At 41.4% G+C, this 18,898-nt stretch carries 12 protein-coding genes; 9 read left to right on the top strand and 3 right to left on the bottom strand.

Annotated elements, in window-relative coordinates:
* Positions 1–149: 149 nt before the first annotated feature.
* Entirely contained in the window at positions 150–2,468 is a 2,319-nt protein-coding gene (locus L990_RS00740) for a GAF domain-containing protein (RefSeq protein WP_047444530.1), read from the top strand.
* Positions 2,469–2,584: 116 nt separating this feature from the next.
* Here the strand turns inward: L990_RS00740 and L990_RS00735 are convergent, their stop codons facing one another.
* Positions 2,585–3,838, bottom strand: coding sequence for an aspartate kinase (locus L990_RS00735; protein WP_047445061.1), 1,254 nt, complete (start codon positions 3,836–3,838; stop codon positions 2,585–2,587).
* 440 nt (positions 3,839–4,278) lie between these two features.
* Here L990_RS00735 and fbp point away from each other — a divergent pair, with 440 nt between their 5' ends.
* The 8 genes from fbp (at position 4,279) to L990_RS00690 (ending at position 16,279) form a co-directional block, all read left to right on the top strand.
* The gene (gene fbp / locus L990_RS00730; RefSeq protein WP_047444529.1) at positions 4,279–5,316 is read left to right on the top strand and encodes a class 1 fructose-bisphosphatase; all 1,038 of its coding nucleotides are present in this window, start codon (positions 4,279–4,281) and stop codon (positions 5,314–5,316) included.
* 72 nt (positions 5,317–5,388) lie between these two features.
* Positions 5,389–8,742, top strand: coding sequence for a transcription-repair coupling factor (gene mfd / locus L990_RS00725; protein WP_047444528.1), 3,354 nt, complete (start codon positions 5,389–5,391; stop codon positions 8,740–8,742).
* On the top strand, positions 8,739–9,461 hold the full coding sequence (locus L990_RS00720; protein ID WP_047444527.1) for a type III pantothenate kinase: 723 nt from the start codon (positions 8,739–8,741) through the stop codon (positions 9,459–9,461). The genes mfd and L990_RS00720 overlap by 4 nt, the downstream gene beginning before the upstream one ends.
* A gap of 148 nt (positions 9,462–9,609) precedes the next feature.
* Complete coding sequence (locus tag L990_RS00715; protein WP_047444526.1) at positions 9,610–10,731, top strand: hypothetical protein; 1,122 nt, start codon at positions 9,610–9,612, stop codon at positions 10,729–10,731.
* 34 nt (positions 10,732–10,765) lie between these two features.
* Positions 10,766–12,094: a tetratricopeptide repeat protein gene (locus tag L990_RS00710; protein ID WP_047444525.1), complete on the top strand. Its 1,329-nt coding sequence runs from the start codon at positions 10,766–10,768 to the stop codon at positions 12,092–12,094.
* 9 nt (positions 12,095–12,103) lie between these two features.
* A complete protein-coding gene (lptC, locus tag L990_RS00705; RefSeq protein WP_052180621.1) occupies positions 12,104–12,667 on the top strand; it encodes an LPS export ABC transporter periplasmic protein LptC in 564 nt (187 codons plus the stop codon).
* A gap of 196 nt (positions 12,668–12,863) precedes the next feature.
* Positions 12,864–14,117 (top strand): hemolysin family protein, encoded by a 1,254-nt coding sequence (locus L990_RS00695; RefSeq protein ID WP_047444520.1) that lies wholly within the window; start codon positions 12,864–12,866, stop codon positions 14,115–14,117.
* An 86-nt stretch (positions 14,118–14,203) separates the two neighbouring features.
* On the top strand, positions 14,204–16,279 hold the full coding sequence (locus L990_RS00690; protein WP_047444517.1) for a peptidylprolyl isomerase: 2,076 nt from the start codon (positions 14,204–14,206) through the stop codon (positions 16,277–16,279).
* Positions 16,280–16,329: 50 nt separating this feature from the next.
* Here the strand turns inward: L990_RS00690 and L990_RS00685 are convergent, their stop codons facing one another.
* Together L990_RS00685 and L990_RS00680 are read right to left on the bottom strand one after the other, a co-directional pair.
* Complete coding sequence (locus L990_RS00685) at positions 16,330–17,664, bottom strand: dihydroorotase (protein ID WP_047444516.1); 1,335 nt, start codon at positions 17,662–17,664, stop codon at positions 16,330–16,332.
* Entirely contained in the window at positions 17,664–18,416 is a 753-nt protein-coding gene (locus tag L990_RS00680; RefSeq protein WP_047444514.1) for a polyprenol monophosphomannose synthase, read from the bottom strand. Before L990_RS00680 ends, L990_RS00685 begins: the two co-directional genes overlap by 1 nt.
* Positions 18,417–18,898: the final 482 nt, after the last annotated feature.

Here is an 18,898-nt window from a genome sequence, read left to right as displayed (position 1 = left end):
TTGTTTTTTCTTATAGCCAATAATTGCAGCTAGTTAGGATGTTAATTTAACAATATAATTAAGTTATCCTATTTTAAAATTCTTTTTAAATAGGCACCTTTGCGGCCAATATAAAGGGAATGGTAGGTTTATTTTAATTGTATTTGACCATGAATTTGGCGTTGGAATTTTTGAAGGGCAGCCTCAAGAAGAGGATGCTGTGGAGTATTATAGGTAGCGTTAGCATCGTATTTCTTTTTACCGCAGTTGTTACAATTGTTCGTGTTAGGGCAACCCTAATCGAAGAAAAGCATCACGAAATAGACGCCTATTCAGAGCAATGCACCGAAAGGTTATCTCTTAGCATTAACCAAGTTCGCGAGCAGGTTAAGGTGTTGGACGTCTCTTTGGAGCAGTCGTACAACCTTCCTAAAGGCGACCGTCGGCGGCTAACGGAGGTAAAGCTTAAGGAGTCGCTCGAAGGCACCAATGATATGCTGAAGGCGATTTGGACCGAATGGGAACCTCAAGCTATCGATAGCCTCGACGTGCAAATGGTAGGTTCCAAGGCGGCCTCTTCGACGGGAAGGTTTAGCTGTGCCCTGTTTAGGGATGCTGGCGGCGTTCACCTGAAGGATGTAAGCGCCGACGATGATGCTTCTGTTTTTAGTAGCGAATACTATTCGGGAGCTAAAGAGTCGGGGGCCATTCATACTACCAAGCCTTACTTCGACGATTATGCAGGTGTAAATATTTTGATGATTAGCGTTTCTGCTCCTATAAAGGTTGATGGCTCTTTCAAGGGTGTTGTTGGTGCCGACGTAAATATATCGAGCATTAATAGTACCATTAAGAGCGCGCTCGAAGAGCAGAAAGGTCGTTTTTTTGTAATTGATTCCGACCAAAAATTGCTGCTGTACGACGATGAGTCAAAGGTTGGTAAAACTACCGCAGAGGTGCTTTCCAACGGTACAAGCCGAAACGACGAAATACTATCGGCTATAAAGGATAAGAAAACAGGCTTCTACGACTACTACGACGAGAATGGGGATCGTTTTATTGCCCATGTGTCGGAAGCGAAGATATTCAATGAAGGGGAGGTTTCTGTTATTGTAATACCATACTCCTTTATCAGCAAAACTATTGGCGAAATTGTTGGCATAGGACTTATTCTAATTGTTCTAGCGCTTTCCATTGTCTACTTCGTAACGGTCTACATTGTTCGTAGAATCGTTCTGCCAGTCGAGAAGGTAACCAACGTGCTAAAGGCATTGGGCGATGGCGATTTTGATAAGGCCTCGCATGTGGATGTAAAAACCCACGACGAGATAGAAACTATGGCAACTTCGTTGAATAGCCTTTACGACTCCATCGAGGAGGTGGCCGTTTTTGCCGAAAATATTGGAAGCGGAAAGCTCTCGGTCGAGTTCAAATCTAAAGGCAACGGGGATATCCTCGGAAACTCCCTCATCAAAATGCGCGAAGGGTTGGTTAAGGCCGACGAGGAGGCTAAGCTTCGCAAGATGGAGGATGAAAAGCAGTCGTGGATAGAGCGCAGCGTAGCCAACTTTGGTAAGGAGCTGCGCAACGAGCATGGCGATACAAAAAGCTTCTACAATAACATAATTAGGATAATCGTTAGAGATTTGGAGGTCAATCAGGCCGCTCTTTATCTTATTAACGATAACGACGAAAGCAGCAAATTCTTTGAGGTTGTAGCCTGTATGGCCTGGGGCCGCGAGAAGATGCAGAAGAAGACGTTCATGCTGGAGGAAGGGCTGCTCGGCGCCTGCTACTTCGAAAGGGAGCCTATCGTTCTTACCGAAATTCCGGAGGATTATGTGAGCATTACCTCTGGTTTGGGTGGTGCTAACCCAAAAGTGCTAATGCTTGTTCCGCTTATCTACAACGAAAATGTAATTGGTGTGGTGGAGGTTGCCTCATTCAAGGTTCTTGAGGATCATAAGAAAACCTACCTGCTGCATGTTTCGGAGATATTTGCTTCAACGCTGGTTTCTATCCGTGTTAACGCACGTACAAACGAGCTGCTATCCATCTCGCAAATGCAAGCCGAAGAGATGGCTGCGCAGGAAGAGGAGATGAGACAGAACTTGGAAGAGCTTCATGCTACGCAGGAGGAAATGAAGCGAAAAACGCAAAAAGCTGAGCTGATGCAGCAGGCCGTAGAGGAGTCATTCATCTCCATTACGATTGACAGGCAGTTTTCTGTGGTACATTCTAACGCTATTGGCGCTAGCATTATTGGCGAAAACGCTCTGTCTGTTGCCGGCATTAACTTAGAATCTTTGGTTGTCGAATCGGATAGGGAAGCTCTAAGGGCAGCTGTCGGTGCAGCACTTGCGGGAAGAATCGAAACCGTAGGGCTAACATTTAAGGGGCGTCAAGGTAGCAGGCATATTCAGGCAACCTTGGTGGCCGAGCAGGAAATGAACTCACACATAACCATTATTGGCTACGAAGTCCGCTAGCCAGCGTGGTGATTTAGGATAATTATAGTTCTAGAGACTCAGCCTTGTTTTGAAATCAAGTTCGAAAAAACCTCGAAGAGTAATCTTCGAGGTTTTATTTTATAGGGTTGGTGGTACTACTTATAAAGAATTCGGGCTGTTCGGCGGCTCTTTTGCATCAGCAGCACCTCCTTGTTGCAGGAGTAGTTTTCGAGAATTTGCTCGTTGTAGTTTTGGATGGTTAGGAGACTTAGGTTCTCGTTGTACTTTACCCTAAACGAGTTCATCATCTCCTCTAGCGCATCGTTTAGGTAGTGGTTATTTCCATCTACGCAGATGCTGATGCTTATGGCAGAATTTTGAACTAGGTTTGTCTTTAGTCGGTGCTTTTGCATTATTGTAAAGAGCTTAATCCAGCTATCTTCTAATGCGAAGGAGTAATCTTTGGGCTCTACGGATATAAGTACCTGCTGCTGCTTTAAGATGTATACGGGCACGGCATCAATCTTCGAAATGGAGGCCGCAACCTCGGTTCCAACGGCACTTGGCTCTACAAACGACTTTACGTAAAGGGGAATTCCCTTGTTTTGTAGTGGCTTTATGGTTTTGGGGTGGATAATTTGCGCTCCAAAGAATGCCAGCTCTATTGCCTGCTTGTATGATACCGATGGCAGATGTACCGTTTCATTAAATATTCGAGGATCTGCATTTAGTACGCCTGGCACGTCTTTCCAAATGGTAACGCTTTCTCCGTTTAGCAGGTTGGCAATTATTGCTGCGGTGTAGTCCGAACCTTCGCGGCCAAGCGTAGTCGAGAAGCCTTTGTGGTTGGCGCCAATAAAACCTTGGGTTAGGTATACTTGGGTTTTGCTAAAGTCTATCTGGTTTTTAAATAGCTCGGCAGATTTATCGAAGTCGACGTTGGCATCGCGATAGGTGCTGTCGGTGCGGAGTATGGTCCGTACATCTATCCACTCTGCATTTACATTTTGGGTGGCTAGGTAGCTAGCTACAATTTTTGTCGATATCAGCTCGCCTACAGATACAACCTGATCGTAGCAGAAATCGTAGTCGCGCTTGGTGTTAATGGAAAGAAAGTACAAAAGCCCTTCGAAAGTTGCTTCCATTTCGAATAGAGGCTGTGCTGGATTTTCGAATAGGTTCGAAATTATTTCCTCGTGGTATTTCTTCAGGGCCTTAACCTCTGCCTGTAGGATCTCCTGCTTATCGTCAAGATAGGCGTTTAATATCCGTTCAAACGCATTGGTTGTTTTTCCCATGGCCGAAACAACGACCACCAAATTTTCTGGGGTACTGGAAATAATACCGCATACATTTTTAACTCCGTTGGCATCCTTAACAGATGCTCCTCCAAATTTGAATACTTTCATCCGAATATGCTGTTTTACGGTTGGATGAACCCGCATGACAAGGTTGTTTTGATGCATGTACGCGTTGTACAGCATGCAGGTTGCATTTAACGCCAATTTATGGCGGGTCGAAAGTTACTAAAAATAGTAGGGATAGCATGTTTTGTCTTGAATTTAGCTTCTGTTTTAAGGTATAAGTAACCTCAAAACCGATATAAATCGATGTAAAATTAAAAAGATGGAAAAAACAATGCTGAATAGTAGGTGTTGTTGCTGCTTGTTGTTTGAATATAACAAATAGTAATGTATAAATGTCTTGTTGGTTGATAAATGTAGCTTTAATTTCATTTGTCTATTTTAAATTATAGCGCAAACGTTTGCATGGGTGGTTTTATTTATATTAATTTGCAGCATGTCCAACCGGTAGGTAGCAGTGTAAGGTTCTATTATCTTTATAAGTCATGAATGCTATTTTAAAAAAGTACAAGGTTACAACATTATCCGAGTTTATTATTGAGCGCCAAGCCGATTTCCCATACGCAACAGGCGAATTTACCCGCTTGCTGCACCATATCAGCGTAGCGGCTAAGATTGTAAACAGGTCGATAAACAAGGCAGGTCTTGCAGACATTTTAGGAACTATAGGTACTGTAAATGTCCAAGGGGAAGAGCAGCGAAAGCTTGACTATATTGCCAATGAACTTTTTATTAATAGCTTAAAAAATAGCACCGAATGCTGTGGGGTAGCCTCAGAGGAAAATGATGAAATTGTAAACTTTGAGGATGAAATGTCGAGAGAGGGAAAGTACATTGTGTGTATGGATCCGCTTGACGGCTCGGCGAACTTGGACTCTAACGTTTCGGTAGGTACAATTTTCTCCATTTATCGCCGTATTAGTCCTCGTGGAGAGAAGGCCGTTTTAGAGGATTTCTTGCAGGAAGGGCAAAAACAGGTTTGTGCAGGTTACATTATTTATGGTTCCTCTACCATGCTGGTGTACACTACAGGTAAAGGAGTTTACGGTTTTACCTTAGACCCTTCTATCGGAGAGTTTTGCTTGTCGCATAATGGAATCGAAACCCCTAAGTCGGGAAAGATATATTCGGTAAATGAGGGGAACTATAAATCCTTTCCAACAGGCATAAAGCGCTATATCGACTATTGTAAGGAGGAATCCCCAGCAACTAACAGACCTTATTCCGCTAGATACATTGGGAGCTTGGTGAGCGATTTTCATCGAAATCTTCTCTATGGTGGGATTTTTCTTTACCCACAAACGCACTCGAAACCAGAAGGTAAACTTCGTCTGATTTATGAGTGCAACCCTATTGCTTTTTTGGCCGAGCAGGCTGGAGGTAAGGCTTCTACTGGCACCAAGCGAATTCTTGAAATAAAGCCAACTTCATTACACCAGCGAATTCCTTTTATGGTCGGATCGTATCGTTTAGTAAAAAAGGCAGAGGAGTTTATGCAGGAAGCGTCAGTAAATCAAGGTTGAATACTATTGCCGAATACTCCTTGTGTTGAGAATTATTGATTAAATTTGCGTTCGAAGTTAAAATCAAACAACTTGAACGTTCAACAGCTTGTTAAGAGAATAGAGCAGCAGGACTCTGTCCATGCATTGAAAACGCATTTGAAGTCTGGCTGCTCTTCAATAAAGATAGATGGGCTAAATGGCTCGGCACAGAGTGTGGTGGCCTCGCTGATTTTGGCCAATGAGCAGGTTCTCTTTTTCGTGCTAAACGAAAAGGATGATGCCGCCTATTTTTATAACGACCTCTTTAATCTAACACAATCCGACCGAATCCTCTTTTTTCCTTCGGCCTATAAGCGCTCTATACAGTATGGGCAAGAAGACCCTTCTGGAATTATTCAGCGTACGGCTGTGCTTAATGCGCTAAAAGAGGGAGCCCCCAAAGATGGTTTTTTGGCAATTGTTACCTATCCCGAAGCGCTTATCGAAAAGGTCGTTTCGTCGGAGAAGTTAAGAACCAATACCCTTAAAATAAGTATCGGAGAGAAGGTCTCTATAGACTTTGTTCGTGATGTTCTTTTGGAGTACAATTTTGAACGGGTCGATTTTGTTTTTGAACCAGGACAGTTTGCGGTGCGTGGTGGTATTGTAGATATTTTTTCCTTCTCGGACAACAGACCATATCGTGTAGATTTTTTTGGAGACGAAGTGGAGTCTCTTCGGACCTTTAATATAGATACGCAGCTTTCCGAGGATCGTCTTCCGTTTATTGAGGTTGTTCCTAACCTCAAAAATGCGTCGCTATCAGAGCTAAAGGTTAGCATATTCGACTATATTCCTGAATCCTCGAAGTTTTGGGTTGTAGAGCCTGATTTTGTGCATCGGCGTTTTGTTGAAATAGATGCAAATACGGATGTTACAAAAATCGAATCTGCGCAAGGAAAGGGAGAAAAACAGGAGTGGATAATCACCCCCGATAACTTGTTAGAGGGATTTACCCGTTTCTCTGTAATATCGCTAGCCCCTTCGGTATTGGTCAGCGGCAATACTGTCGTCGAATTTTCAACAACCCCCCAGCCAACCTTCAATAAAAACTTTGAGCTACTTTCCAACACCATAATGGATAATGGAGAGATGGGATACACCACCTGCCTCATTTCCGAGAACCCCGCTCAGGTGGAGAGGTTGCATGCCATTTTTGATTCTATTACAAAAAAGCATATTGAGTTTGACTTTGTACAGCTTGCCCTGCATGAGGGGTTTGTGGATCATCAGGCGAAGTTGTGCTGCTATACAGATCACCAAATTTTTGAGCGATACCAAAAGTATAAGCTTCGCGGAGAGTTGAATAAAAGTGAGTCAATTACGATTCAGGAGTTGAGCAACCTTCAAATTGGCGATTTTGTAGTGCATATAGACCACGGTGTTGGCGTATTTGGAGGCTTGGTGAAAACAGAGGTCAACGGGAAAATGCAGGAGGCTATTAAGCTGGTATATCGTGATAACGATGTCCTATTTGTAAATATTCATGCGCTGCATCGTATTTCAAAATTTAAAAGTAAGGATAGTGAACCTCCTAAAATTTATAAGCTCGGTAGCGGTGCTTGGCAAAAATTAAAAACCCAGACAAAGAAAAAGGTAAAGGATATTGCAAAGGACCTGATAGCCCTCTATTCGCAGAGAAGAGCATCGAAGGGATACCAGTTTTCTGCCGATTCCTTTATGCAGTATGAGCTGGAAGCATCGTTTATTTACGAGGACACACCAGATCAGGTTCGTGCCACAAAGGCCTTTAAAGAGGATATGGAATCGGAGATGCCGATGGATAGACTGGTTTGTGGAGATGTTGGTTTTGGTAAAACGGAGATTGCTGTTCGAGCAGCCTTGAAAGCAGCGGCAGATAGCAAGCAGGTTGCGGTTCTTGTGCCAACAACGATTCTCGCCCTTCAGCATCTAAAAACATTTAGGGATAGGCTTAAGGATTTCCCAGTTAGAATAGAGTCGATAAGTCGTCTGAAAACGGCAAAGGAATCTAAGGAAATCTTAAAAGATGTTGTGGAAGGAAAGGTCGATATTCTAATAGGAACGCATCGTATTGTCGGAAAGGATGTAAAATTTAAGGATCTTGGGTTGCTTGTTATCGATGAAGAGCAAAAATTTGGGGTGTCTGCAAAAGAAAAGCTTAGGCAGATGAAGCACGATGTAGATACGCTTACCCTTACCGCAACGCCAATTCCTAGAACCTTACAGTTTTCCCTTATGGGGGTTCGAGATTTGTCTATCATCCAAACGCCGCCGCCTAATAGGCATCCAGTTTCGACAGAAGTTCACACCTTTAACGAGGAAATAATTCGCGAAGCAATTGCTTACGAATTGGATAGAGGAGGGCAGGTTTTCTTTGTTCATAATCGGGTAATCGATATTCTTGAAGTCGAAAACTATATCAAAAAGTTGGTTCCCAACATAAAAACATTGGTTGCTCATGGTCAGATGGAACCTGAGAAGTTGGAGAAAACTATGATGGCATTTATCAACGGAGAAGCGGACATTCTTCTGGCAACCTCTATCATAGAGTCTGGATTAGATATTCCGAATGCGAATACCATTATTATAAATAACGCCCATCAGTTTGGGTTGAGCGACTTGCATCAGCTTAGAGGCCGGGTTGGGCGTTCTAATAAAAAGGCTTTTTGTTACCTGCTAGCACCTCCTGTCTCTGGTCTTCCACAAGATTCACGGCGTAGGTTGAAGGCTATTGAAGATTTCTCCGATTTGGGAAGTGGCTTTAATATTGCGATGCAGGATTTGGATATTCGAGGTGCTGGTAACCTGCTAGGTGGAGAACAAAGTGGGTTTATCGCAGAAATAGGATTTGAAGCCTACCATAAAATATTGAATGAGGCAATCCAAGAATTGAAGGATTCTGAATTTCGCTATCTATTTGAAAACGCAGAGAGCGAACCAGAAAAGCACGATATTAATTTTGTAACAGATTGCCATATTGATACCGATATGGAACTCTTACTGCCCGATGCCTACATTGGAAGTATCCCCGAAAAAATTCGGTTGTATCGAGAACTTGACGCAATTGACGATGAGGAGGAACTTGAAAAATACAAAGCAAGGCTTGTCGATCGATTTGGCCCAATGCCGTTAGAGGTTGAGCAGCTGCTGCATGTTGTAAAGTTAAGGCGGTTGGCTATGTCGTTAGGATTCGAAAAGATTATCTTAAAAAATGGCATTATGATCGTTTACTTCATATCTAATCAGATGTCTGGTTACTATCAAATGCCGATGTTTGGGAAGTTGATTGCATATCTTCAAAAATCGCCACAAAGCTTTAAGGTAAAGCAGGCAAACGAAAAATTGTACATATCCATTCCAAATGTTAAGGATGTAGATGCGGCTTATTCCGTTCTATCCAAAATGCGGGAGGCGGCACTATGAACTTAGTTGTAGATGTAGGCAATACCTGCATAAAGTTGGCCTCGGTAGAGAATGGGGAGGTTACCAGCATCGAAAGATGTAGCTCTTGGGAAGATCCTCTAGCGCGTCTTTTTTTTGAGACAAATTCTACGTTTGAAAAGGGAATTGTCGCGTCTGTAAGAACAGAGCCTATTCCTTTGTGGATCAATAGTTATATAGAGTCAGAATTACTGTTATTTAACCACAAAACGGCAATTCCGTTGGTAAATGGGTATGAAAGTCCAACTACCTTAGGGCTCGACCGTTTGGCAGCAGCAGTTGGGGCAAACAATATTTACCCCAACCGAAACGTTTTAGTAGTTGATTGCGGAACGGCAATCACCATCGACGTTATTTCCGACAAAGGAGTTTTTGTAGGAGGAAACATATCGCTAGGGATTGCAACCCGATTTAAGGCATTAAATTCCTTTACTTCGAAGCTTCCTTTACTCGAAAAAACGGAAGAATTTTCTTTAGTTGGTAAAAATACCACCGAGGCAATTAGGGCTGGAGTTTTGAATGGTGTTATATTTGAGTTGGACTCTTATATCGACAAATTTGAACCTATTTACCCTGATATGAAGGTGATATTTACTGGCGGGGATGCATTTTTCTTTGATGGAAGATTAAAAAATAGCATATTTGTCGTTCCCAATTTGGTAGTCCTAGGTTTGAACCGAATTTTAGAGCATAATGTATAGCAAAACTTTACGTACTTCGTCTTTACTACTATTTGCTGTTATTGGATTGACAGCTAGCGCTCAAGAATATAGCAAGAATATATATTCACCATCCACATTGTATGGAATAGGACAACTATCTAGTCCTGGATTTTCAAATACAAGGGGAATGGGCGATGCAGGTATTGGCTTGAGAAGCCGATTTACCATAAATCACTTGAATCCAGCGGCTTTGACAGCACAAGACACAACAACCTTTATAGTTGATTTTGGTGTTGAGTCGAATAATATTTATGCTGAAAATCGCACTAAGAAATCGAGCTTCAACGGTTTTGCCTTTGACCACCTTTCCTTAGCGTTTCCTATTTCGAAGCGCGTTTTTACTGCGTTAACCATTCAGCCAATGACTCAAGTTGGATATAGGATGGCCTATGATGAAACGGATCAAAAGATTCTTGCCGAGGTTGGAAATGTATCCTACGAGAATAACGGAAAAGGCGGAATCAATTTGGGACAGATCGGAGTGGGAGTGAAGATTCTCGAAGGTTTATCTGTAGGTGCAAATTTTAACCTCTATTTTGGTTCGATAGATAGAACTTACAATACCATATTTTCCAGCACCAACCCGAATTACTTGTCCTCTACCCGAGAAACACGAGTAATGGTGTCGAATGTTGGATTCTCTACCGGTATGCAGTATTTTAAGAAGATTGGAGACGAAAAGTTTGTAAATATAGGTTTAACCTATCAGCCTAAATTGAAAATTAGGGCTTCATATAAAGATTTTATTTATTCCTCAATTGGAGTTACCGATACCATAAAGGATAACAATTCTAGGGTTAACTTTGGAATCCCTTCAAAGTATGGACTCGGTTTTTCTTACGGTAAGTTTGATGCCTTCACACTTGCTCTTGATTACGAGTTTACACAATGGACTAAGGTTGATCCTTTAGACCACCTTTCTCAGTATGTGAATACAAATGCCGTAAGAGCAGGGGTTGAGTTTACGCCCAATGTAAGAGATTTTAGAAACTACTTTAGCCGAGTTACGTATAGAATTGGTGCGCGCTACTCTGATCTTTACTACAAGGTAGATGGCAAAAAATCTAAGGATATTGCTGTAACTGCAGGGATCGGATTTCCGTTGAAGGGATTGTCGTATATTAACACTTCATTTGAGTACGGGCAGCGTGGCACAAAAGCTGCAAGTGGAATAAAGGAGAACTATTTTACCTTTACAGTAGGGGTTTCCTTATTTGACCGTTGGTTCCTCAAACCAATGTTTGATTAGCATTATATGTAAAAGTTTTAATATTATCTGTAGCATGAAAAGTAAATTGGTTCAATTAGGAGTATTAGCTGTTCTGCTATTTATGGCAGTTAGTGCTTCTGCTCAATCGTACCTTCAGGATCCGAAGTATGGACCCGACGAGGACGCAAGAAAGACATGTGCCACAAATCTAAATCTTTATAAAGATGGATTTAAGGCAAAGGATTACAAGGAAGCTTATAAGTACTGGAGAGTTGCATATAAGATTTGTCCAGGAGCGTCACTAAAAGCCCTTCAAGAGGGGCGTGTAATTTATCAGCACTTCATTGAAACGGCTCCAAATGAGGCCGCTAAGCAGGCTTATGTTGATTCTTTGATGGCTCTATATGATACACGTATTAAGTACTTTCCCAAGTATGCAGCAAGTGCATTAGAGTTTAAAGTACAAGATCTATTGGTTTATAGACCAGATCAAGCTCCTCACGCATTGGATATGATTAACTCGCTAGTTAAAAGCCAAGGTGATAATGCTAGCGCAGAAATTATAGCTTACGGAATGGTTATTACATGCGATTTGTATAAGAAGAAGGCCGCGACTGCAGATCAAGTAATGAGTTACTACTCTACCTACGGAAGCGTGGTTGAGAAGCAGCTTGCTGCAGATCCGACAAACGAGGAGGTGAAGAACGCAAAAACAACAATGGACGCCACATTTGTAAATAGCGGCGTTGCAAGTTGCGATAACTTGATTGCTTTATATTCTTCAAAATTTGAGCAAACTCCCAATGATGTGGATATGCTAAAGCGTATCGTTTCCTTGCTTTCAGCAAATCGTTGCACTAAGTCCGATCTATTCTTTAAGGCGGCTATAGCCTTACAAAAGGCGGAGCCTAGCCCTGAAGGAGCACTGAATGTTGCCAATCTTTTTGTAGAAAGAGGGGAATATGGGAAAGCTCTTCCATACTTTAAGGAAGCTGCAAGCGCCAAATCGGGTAAAGATAAGGCGAATATCTACCTATATGCAGCTAGTTCAATGATGAAGTCAGGAAATAAGTCAGAAGCGAAGTCTCTAGCACGTCTTGCCCTAGATGCTGATGGAAATAGCGGAATGGCTTACATTATTATAGCCAATATCATAGGATCAGAGAAATGTAATGCAGCAGATCCAATTTTGAGTGCAGGACCTTACTTTGTGGCCGTTGATTATCTTCGCAAAGCAAAACAAGTTGACTCTTCAGTTGCAGATGAGGCAGATCGTTTGATAAATAACTATTCAGCAGCTTTCCCAAGTAAGACTGATTTATTTAGCTACGCTTACGAAGTTGGTCAAACAATTACCGTTGGTTGCGGTATTAATGAACGTACAACCGTTAGATCAAGATAGTTTTAGTATATGCGAAATACAGCTTCGCTTTTGAAGAAAGTAATGGTGGCATCTGCATTGGCAGGTGCTACCTTTTTAGTATCGTGTAAGAGCGATCTGGAAACCGTTAAGGCGATCTCGAATTTTGAGAATAAGCCTTCGGAGACGATGGATAACTTTAGATCAGTCTATACCCAGGGTGGTAAGCCTAGAATGATTGTTTCTGCTCCGTATGTTCAGCGTTACAGCTTGAAAAAGGAGCCTTTTTCTGAGTTTAACAAGGGGATTAAGGCGGAATCTTTCAACGAGGCAGGTGCTCTTGTTGCAAGTATTACGGCTAACTACGCTATTTATCATGAGAACCAGAAGCTGTGGGAAGCGAGAGGTAACGTAGTTGGTAAAAACAGTAAGGGGGAAACACTTTATACCGAGAAACTTTACTGGAATGAGCAAACCCGCAGGGTTTCTTCCGATGTCTTTGTTAAGGTTGTTCGTGCAGATGGTTCGACTAGCACTGGCGAAGGTATTGATGCCGATGAAAAATTTCAGGATTATAACGTAAAAAAGCCTAAAATGTCAGGCTTTTCATTCTAATTGAGATGAAGATTTCTGCGAAAAAGAATAGAATTTGGATGTGGATCTGGGGAGTAATGTCATTATTCCTCATCTTTTTTTCTGCATTTTCATTTCTTACCATTGGGAGTGATGCCGGAATGCGTATGCTTATCTTGGCAGGACTTTGTCTTTTGATGTTTCTTGTGAGGTATAGAATCCGTAAGCAGGCCATCTGATGGATACCGTGATTGTAGTAATTTTGCTCACCCTTGTAACTTCTGCCTTTTTTTCGGGAATGGAAATAGCCTTCCTAAGTTCTAATAAGTTGCGGATTGAGTTAGATCGCAAGCAGGGGAAAGCATATGCATCCATATTTGACATATTTATAAAGCATCCTGGACAGTTTATTTCCACGTTGCTTGTGGGCAATAACATCGCGCTTGTAATTTATGGAATTTACACCACTCAGCTGGTCACTCCTTTATTGCAGCAGCATATTAAATCGGATGCTACGATATTGGTCGTAAATACCCTGCTGTCAACAAGTTTGATATTGGTTGCCGGTGAATTTCTTCCTAAGGCATTTTTTCGGTTAAAGGCTAACTCTTTTCTTCGTTTTTTTACTTTTCCGTTGCTTTTTCTTTACTTCATTTTTTACCCTGTCGCTAAGTTTAGTACTTGGTTTTCCGTTCTAATCCTGAAAATTTTCGGAGTGAAGATCGGCGCGAAGGATGCTAGGCCAATTTTCGACAAGGTAGATTTAATCAACCTCATTGATGAATCAACGCGACATCAAGATGTGGAGTCGAACCATGATATTAAGCTATTTCAGAATGCGCTCGATTTTTCAGAGGTAAAGGTGAGAGATCGTATGATTCCGCGAACTGATATGAGAGCAATTGACGTAAACTCTGGGATTGAAGAGCTGCGGAATATTTTTGTTGAAACAAATTTTTCTCGGATACCGGTCTATCAGGATAGTATCGACAATGTGATAGGCTATGTTAATTCTAAAGATCTTTTTAAGTCTCCAAAATCTGTTAGGCAAATGCTCCTCCCTGTGAGCATTATTCCAGAAACAATGTCTGCCCAGAAAATGCTGACAAGATTTATTAAGGAGCATAAGTCTATTGCCATTGTGGTGGATGAGTTTGGAGGAACTGCCGGAATGGTTACTATTGAAGATATTATTGAAGAAATTTTTGGGGAAATTGAAGACGAGCATGACGAAAAGGATACTGTTGACAAGCAGGTAAAAGAGGGCGTTTTCCTGCTTTCGGGGAAATTAAAAGTTGAAGACATTAACGAAAAGTATAGCTTGAAGATTCCAGAATCGGAAGAATACGATACGATAGCAGGCTTTATTCTCTACTACAACCAGAACATTCCGCTTCCTAACGAGATTATCCTTATCGATCAATTTAAGATAAAGATTCTAAGGATGTCTTCAACCCGTATCATACTCGTTCATTTAACGGTTCAGGAATAAAAAAGAGTGCAAAACCATTTGGTTTATATGGTATTTTACTATATTCGTGGTCTCAAAAAAATGAATTAATTTAAATTAAATACTTCATGGCAACACTAGAAAAAATTAGAAGCCGCTCCGGTGTTTTGATTGCTGTTGTTATTGGTTTTGCTCTCCTTTCATTCATTTTGGGGGACATAATCAATTCAGGGAGTTCATTCCTGAACAGTTCTAAAATGCAGGTGGCTGAAATCGACGGGCACAAGATATCTGTTACTCAATTTCAGAAACGAGTTGATGAAATGTCTGAGACTCAGAAGTTGCTTTCAGGCAAATCGGCCCTAACCGAGGAGGAAAATACTGCCATCAGAGAACAAGCATGGGAAGAGATGGTACGTGAAATCGTACTTGACCAAAAAATGAAGGAAGAGGGAATTGATGTATCTGACGATGAGATGGCAGATATGATTCAAGGGAATCATATCTCTCCAGTTGTTCAGAACTTCTTTCAAAATCCGCAAACAGGTCAGGTTGATCGCAATCAGATTGCAGCCTTTGTGAAAAATCTGGATGCAGATCAAACCGGAAGAAGCCGAGTTTACTGGGATTACATTCAAAGCCAAGTTAAGGTTGAACGTTTAACTCGTAAGTTCTCTTCGTTAATTCAGCGTTCTCTTTACGTAACTTCGTTAGATGCCAAGCGTGCTCTTTCAAATGATGCCAACAAGTATAGCATTCGCTTTGTTGCTCAGAACTTTTTCGCAGTTTCTGATTCAACAATTAAGGTGTCAGATTCAGACTTAAAGGAGTACTACAACAAGCATAAAAAGATGTTCGAACAGGAAGATGGTCGTGATATCGAGTATGTGGTTTTTGATGTAAAGCCTTCGAAGGACGATTTCGACAATGCGCTAAGTTGGGTTAAGGGATCTGAGGCAGAATTTATGGCTGCTCAAAATCCAGCTCAGTACGCTCAAAATAATTCGGATAAAGGGTTTGATGAAAAGTTCTATGCAAAAGGTCAGCTTGCTGCTAAATTGGATAGTTTTGCATTCAACGCTAATACAGCTTCTTTCCTTAAGCCGTATTTCGACGGAAACTCATTTATCATGGCCCGCATTGCTAGCATCCGAATGATGCCAGACTCCGTAAAGGCTCGTCATATTTTAGTGGCTTCTAAGCCTCAAGCTGATAGCGTTCTTGCCGCAGTGCGAGGAGGAGGTAACTTTGCCGAATTAGCAAAGAAGTATTCGGCTGATAAGGGCTCTGCAGAAAAGGGAGGAGAGTTAGGTTGGTTCCGTCAAGGAATGATGGTTCCTGCATTTAACGATTCTGCGTTTGCGGCACCTGTTGGTTCAACAAAGTTGGTTCAAACTAATTTTGGCTACCACATTCTTCAAGTTACAGATCGTGGTGCAGCAACAAAGAGAGTTCAGCTTGCCGTTGTTCAGCGCGATGTGGAGCCAAGCAGCCATACCGTTCAAGCGGCTTATAATGCGGCAAACCGTTTCGTAGCAGACTGTAAGAGCTATGAAGATTTTAACAAGAAAGTTGCGGCAGAAAAGTTGAATAAGAGAGCAGCATCTCGTTTGGGTGCAAATGAGCGTAATATTGCTGGCTTAATCAATCCTCGCGAAATTGTTCGTTGGGCATACGAAACAGATAAGGGCGAGATCTCAAAAGTGTTTGAGTTGAAGGATCAGTTTGTTGTTGCAGTTGTTACTGGAATTCGCGAAAAAGGTATTGCTCCTCTAGATCAGGTTAAGAAGGATGTTGAGTACTTAGTGAAGCGCGAAAAGAAGGGTGAAATGTTGGAGAAAAAGATGGAAGAATCGCTTAAGGGTGTTTCTAGCATCGACCAACTTGCCCAGAAGTTAGGAACAACCGCTGCAGATGCAAATGATATCGCTTTCAGTTCGTACATTGTGCCTAATGTAGGTATCGAACCAGCCTTAATTGCAGCAGCAACAACCATTAAGCCAAATACAATAAGCAAGCCAGTTGTAGGTTTAAATGGAGTTTATGTGCTTCAGCAAACAGGAAAGACGGTAGATCCTGCATTTAGTATCGAGTCCGAAAAAGTTCGCATTAGTGGAATGAATGCTCAGCGTGCGGTATACCAATCGTACGAAGCTCTTCGTAAAGCTGCAGACATAAAAGATACTCGTTACAGATTCTACTAGTAGATTCTGTAAATAAAAAGGGGACTTCAAAATTGAGGTCCCCTTTTTTATTATCTATCGAATTTCAATCGAACTCCGTTAGGCTTATCGGAAACAAATGCCCCTGTATCGTATACTAGGATTCCATTCACAAAGGTCTTTTTTACATTGTTTGATAGTTTTACACCCTCAAACGGAGACCATCCACATTTGTAAAAGATATTTTCTCTTGAAATAGTCCATTCTGCTTTTGGATCTACTAGAACAAGATCGGCATGATAGCCTTCTCGGATAAATCCTCTTTTAGAGATATTGAAAAGGGTTGCAGGTGCATGGCACATTTTTTCAACAACCGCTTCAATGCTGTAGATCCCTTGTTTAGCAAGTTCGAGCATAAGAACTAGGGAGTGTTGCACGGCTGGTCCTCCTGATGGTGCGGTGCTATACGGATTAGATTTTTCGTTAAGCGTATGCGGAGCATGATCCGTTGCAACGACATCTAACTTTCCTATAGATAAACCTGCCCTAAGTGCATCTCGATCTTCTGCAGATTTGATTGCTGGATTCCATTTTATGAAATTACCTCTTGAACTGTAATCCTGATCAGAATACCAAAGGTGATGAACACACACTTCCCCGGTGATTTTCTTTTCTACAAGCGGTTTTTTGTCAAATAACGCCAGCTCCTCTTTGGTCGAAATGTGCAAAACATGGAGTTTTGAACTGTATTTTGTTGCTAAACCAACGGCAATATCCGTTGAGCGCAGGCAGGCTTCGTTAGATCGGATTAGAGGGTGCGCTTCAACGGGAATTTTATCTCCATACCTCACCTGAAATTCTGCAAGATTTTTTTTAATAGTCGCCTCATCTTCGCAGTGTGTTGTTATTATGGTGGGGCACTCTGCAAAAATCCCCTCCAGCACCTTTTTTTCATCTACAAGCATATTTCCAGTGCTAGATCCCATAAAAACTTTAACTCCACAAACCGAATTGGGATCAATTTTTGAGATTAAAGCGAGGTTGTCGTTGGTTGCTCCGATATAAAACGAGAAGTTGGCAAATGAGCTCTTTTCTGCGATTTCATATTTTTGATCAAGAAGTTCAAGGGTCGTTGTTGGTGGTTTTGTATTGGGCATTTCCATAAAGGAGGTAACGCCGCCTGCTACTGCTGCCCTAGATTCCGATTGTATGTCTCCTTTCTGTGTTAGGCCAGGCTCTCGAAAATGCACCTGATCGTCAATTACGCCAGGAATGAGGAGCAGCCCTGTAGCATCAATAATGGTGGCTTCTGCTTCTATTGGACAAGTGGATATGCGGTTAATTAGTCCATCCTTTAGAAGGACATTTCCAATAAAGGACTTGCCTTCGTTTACTATCGTAGCTCCGTTTATGAGGAATGTTGCCATTATGCGTTTGGATTTTCTTTTATATTACCAAACAGACTTCTTAGCCTCATGTTTAGTACACCCCAAAATGCTTCGCCAAATATCCCTCCAGACATCTTGGAGGTGCCTTTTGTTCTATCTCTAAATATAATTGGCACTTCTGCTATTTTGAATTGAAGCAGGTAGGTGTTATACTTCATCTCTATTTGAAATCCGTACCCCTTCATCTTGATATTATCGAGATTGATGGTTTGAAGAACTTTTCTTCGGTAGCATTTGAAGCCTGCGGTTGTATCCTGTACAGGCATTCCAGTAACAAAACGAACATATGCAGATGCATAGTACGACATTAAAATGCGTCCGATAGGCCATTCTACAACGGTGACGCCATTAACATATCGAGATCCAATTGCTAAATCAGCACCCTCTCTGCAGGCTTCGTAAAGGCGGATTAAATCCTCTGGGTCATGAGAAAAATCCGCATCCATTTCAAATATATAGTCAAAATCGTTTGCAATAGCCCACTTGAAACCAGTTAAATAAGCAGTTCCTAACCCTAATTTGCCGCTACGTTCGATTAGATGAATACGCCCTTCGTTTTCTTGGAGGGATTGCATTCTTTTAATTTCATCAGCAGTTCCGTCAGGCGATCCGTCGTCTATAATAAGGATGTTAAAGTCTCCAAGTAGCCCTAGAACCTTAGTAATGATAGCATTAATATTTTCTATCTCGTTGTAGGTCGGTATTATTACCACCTTTTTGTCGTTATGCATATACAATACGGTATTTAAGTCCAAAAATAGCCTATTTGACGACTTAAACAAACCTTCTTTTATTTCATTTTTCAACACTCAGAAAAACAGATAAATGTAACTTTTTGAGATTTTTTAGTTGGGAAAAAGTACGCAAGACTATTGCAGATTCAAAAAATAGCGCTACTTTTGCATCCGCTTTCCGAAAGGAAATACGCTCTTAAAACGATTGAAACAGCAGAGGTGTAGCATTTCTGAAATCAGATTTTCAAAAAATGAAAATTAATTTTGAAATTTAAAAATAACACTTACCTTTGCAGCCGCAATCAACAAGTTTGTTGAGCGAATAATAAGAGTTCTTTGAGGCACTGAGAAGAGATAGAAAAACAAAACAATTCTAATTTTAGATTAGAGTTCAAAATTAAGGCTAGGAACAACATTCGGAGACTTTGGTCTTCAAAACAATCTTCTACTATGGAGAGTTTGATCCTGGCTCAGGATGA

It is taken from the genome of Alistipes sp. ZOR0009, assembly GCF_000798815.1.
Taxonomy (GTDB): Bacteria; Bacteroidota; Bacteroidia; order Bacteroidales; family ZOR0009; genus Acetobacteroides.
This window is presented reverse-complemented; position numbering and strand designations above follow the sequence as displayed.